The 3105-nt window shown below is 59.5% G+C and carries 3 protein-coding genes; 2 read left to right on the top strand and 1 reads right to left on the bottom strand.

Translation table 11 applies throughout. The annotated features are described in order from the left end of the window. On the top strand, positions 1-342 hold a 342-nt coding region (locus tag AC33YF_RS13435; protein ID WP_491777720.1), incomplete at its 5' end, for an FAD-dependent oxidoreductase. 68 nt (positions 343-410) lie between these two features. Next, positions 411-1214: a hydratase gene (locus AC33YF_RS13430; RefSeq protein ID WP_491777721.1), complete on the top strand. Its 804-nt coding sequence runs from the start codon at positions 411-413 to the stop codon at positions 1212-1214. 91 nt (positions 1215-1305) lie between these two features. Here the strand turns inward: AC33YF_RS13430 and dxs are convergent. Beyond that, positions 1306-3105 (bottom strand): 1-deoxy-D-xylulose-5-phosphate synthase (gene dxs, locus AC33YF_RS13425; RefSeq protein WP_491777719.1); only part of this gene is annotated, 1800 nt, incomplete at its 5' end.

Below are 3105 nucleotides of genomic sequence, written 5' to 3'. Positions count from 1 at the left end.
TGCCGAGACCATATCCTAGACCTCTCGCAGCGGGCGGGGCTCATCTTGGAGCCAACGGCCACGACCATTACGACACCCGAGGATTTCAATGGGCTCTTCCCGGGCACGGGCGGCGCCCTGTACGGCCAAGCTTCCCATGGATGGAACGCCTCTTTCACGCGTCCGACAGCGCGCACGAAGATTCCGGGCCTCTATCTCGCGGGCGGGTCAGCCCATCCGGGACCCGGCGTTCCGATGGCAGCGATGTCGGGACGCCTCGCAGCCGCGAGCATCCTGGAGGACCTGACTTCAGCCAGGCCGTCCCCAAGGGTGGCTACATCTGGTGGTATGTCGATGGCATAAGCGACGACGAATCAAACGCGATCACGTTGATCGCATTCGTTGGCAGCGTCTTCTCGCCCTACTACGCGGTGGCTCGGGGCCTAGGCAACGACGATCCTGAGAATCATTGTGCACTTAACGTGGCGCTTTATGGCCGTTCCTCTAAACACTGGACGCTGACCGAAAGGACTCGTACGGACTTAGACCGGAGTGCGCGTGCAATTCGCATTGGTCCCAGTCGTCTCGAATGGGATGGCGAGGCTCTGACAATCTTCATTGAGGAAATCACGGTGCCACGTCCGGCGCGTGTTGTTGGCACTGTGCGCGTCTACCCGCAATCGCTTGTCCAGCGCGCATTTGCGCTCGATGCCGACAGCCACCACCACTGGCACCCAGTCGCACCCCAGGCCCGTATCGAGGTGAAGATGAAGCAGCCCGACTTGGAGTGGTCCGGCCACGCATATGTCGACAGCAATTTTGGCAATGAACCACTCGAAGCCGGCTTTGTGGAGTGGGACTGGATGCGTGCGAAAATCGGCCCGAACACAGCCGTCCTTTATGACGTTATCCCGCGGCGATCACAGCCCGCATCGCTTGGGTTGTTGTTTGATCCGCAAGGCGGCGTTGAGGAGATTCCAGCTCCGGCACGTGGGCCGTTGCCGAGCACTCTATGGCGCGTTGCCCGTCATGCCCGCTCTGAAAACGGGCCGCCAACGCTCATCAAGACGCTAGAGGATACACCATTCTACAATCGCTCGCTGGTCTCCGCCGCTATTGGCGGAACGGAAACGACGTGGGTTCACGAGAGCCTATCCCTCGATCGATTTGCCAATCCCGTCGTGCTTGCCATGTTGCCATTTCGGATGCCCCGGCGTCGTTGGCGCCGTACCTGACGGGGGCGGCGGGCTTGGCTCGAATTACGGCGGCGCATCAACTCGAACAAGGCGTGCGCCAACACAACCCCGAAGCCGAGGATCAGCAAGATCAGGCCGACGCTGTTGGCCACTGCTCTCCTGGAGCCATCGCGACATCGTCATGACCGCGACCCAGCGCCGCGAAGACCATGGACACGATCCCCTGCGCATCAAGGCCAGCTCGCGCATACATCGCATCTGGCTTGTCGTGATCGATGAACATGTCGGGCAATACCATCGACCTGAATTTTAGTTTTCCGTCCAGCTGGCCTTCTAAGCTCAAGAACTGCATCACGTGAGAACCGAAGCCACCGAGAACGCCCTCCTCGATGGCAATAAGAACCTCGTGGTTCCGAGCGAGCTGCAAGATGAGCTCTTGGTCGAGAGGTTTGGCAAACCGAGCATCGGCCACGGTCGTTGAGAGCCCACGACTCCCCAATTGATCTGCTGCTTCAAGACAGACTTGAAGCCGTCCACCCAACGACAAGAGGGCTACGGAGTTGCCTTCCCGCAAGATCCGCCCCTTGCCAATGCTGAGGGGCTCACCGTGCTCCGGCAGCTCAATGCCCCAACCCTCGCCTCGTGGATAGCGGAAGGCTATCGGACCTTCATCGAAAACGGCGGCGGTTGCGACCATATGGCGAAGCTCAGCCTCGTCGGCAGCGGCCATAATGGTGAAACCAGGCAAACAGGCGAGATACGCAATGTCGAAAGAACCAGCATGCGTTGGTCCATCTGCACCGACCAGACCCGCTCGGTCTATCGCAAAGCGCACCGGTAGTTTCTGAATGGCTACATCGTGGACGACTTGGTCATAGGCACGCTGTAGGAAAGTGGAATAGATCGCCGCGAACGGTTTCATCCCCTCCGCCGCAAGACCCGCAGCGAAGGTCACCGCGTGTTGTTCGGCAATGCCGACATCGAACATGCGGTCAGGGAACTCCTTCTCGAACAAGTTGAGACCGGTCCCATCAGGCATAGCTGCGGTGATGGCCGCAATGCGATCGTCTTTTCGTGCCTCGCTGACAAGGCTCTCCGCGAAGACTTTTGTATAGGACGGCGCCTTGGCCTTCGGCTTGTCGAGAGCCCCTGTTACGACGTTGAACTTGCCTACGCCATGATATTTGTCTGCCGAAGCTTCGGCGGGCGCGTAACCCTTACCCTTCTGTGTGACGGCGTGAATGAGGATCGGCCCCTGCTTTGTGTCACGCACGTTTTGGAGCACGGGCAAGAGCTGCTCGAAGTCATGTCCGTCGATGGGACCCACGTAATAGAAGCCAAGCTCCTCAAACAGCGCACCGCCGCCCCAATACGTACGCGAAAGCTCCTCGATGCGAGCTGCGCGACGCTCCCACTCCTTCGGAAGGCGCTTCGCGAGCTGCTTGGCAATATCACGCAGCTGGAGATAGGTGCCGCTCGACGTCATGCGCGCGAGGTAGCGCGACAGAGCACCGGATGGCGGTGCAATCGACATATCGTTGTCGTTGAGGATTACGATCAAGCGCGAATCCATCGCACCTGCGTTGTTCATGGCCTCATAGGCCATCCCTGCACTCATGGCACCATCGCCAATGACAGCGACAACATTGTTATTCTTTGACTGCAGATCACGAGCGACAACCATTCCCAGTCCGGCTGAAATCGACGTCGACGAATGCGCCGCACCGAACGGGTCATAGGCGCTCTCTGCGCGCTTGGTGAAACCAGACAGACCACCGCCTTGACGAATCGTTCGAATGCGATCGCGACGCCCGGTGATGATCTTGTGCGGGTAGGCCTGATGGCCGACGTCCCAAATCAGTCGGTCATTTGGCGTGTCGAAGACATAGTGCAGCGCGACGGTCAGCTCGACGACGCCAAGGCCAGCACC

Source organism: Methyloceanibacter sp. (assembly GCF_058506495.1).
This window is presented reverse-complemented; position numbering and strand designations above follow the sequence as displayed.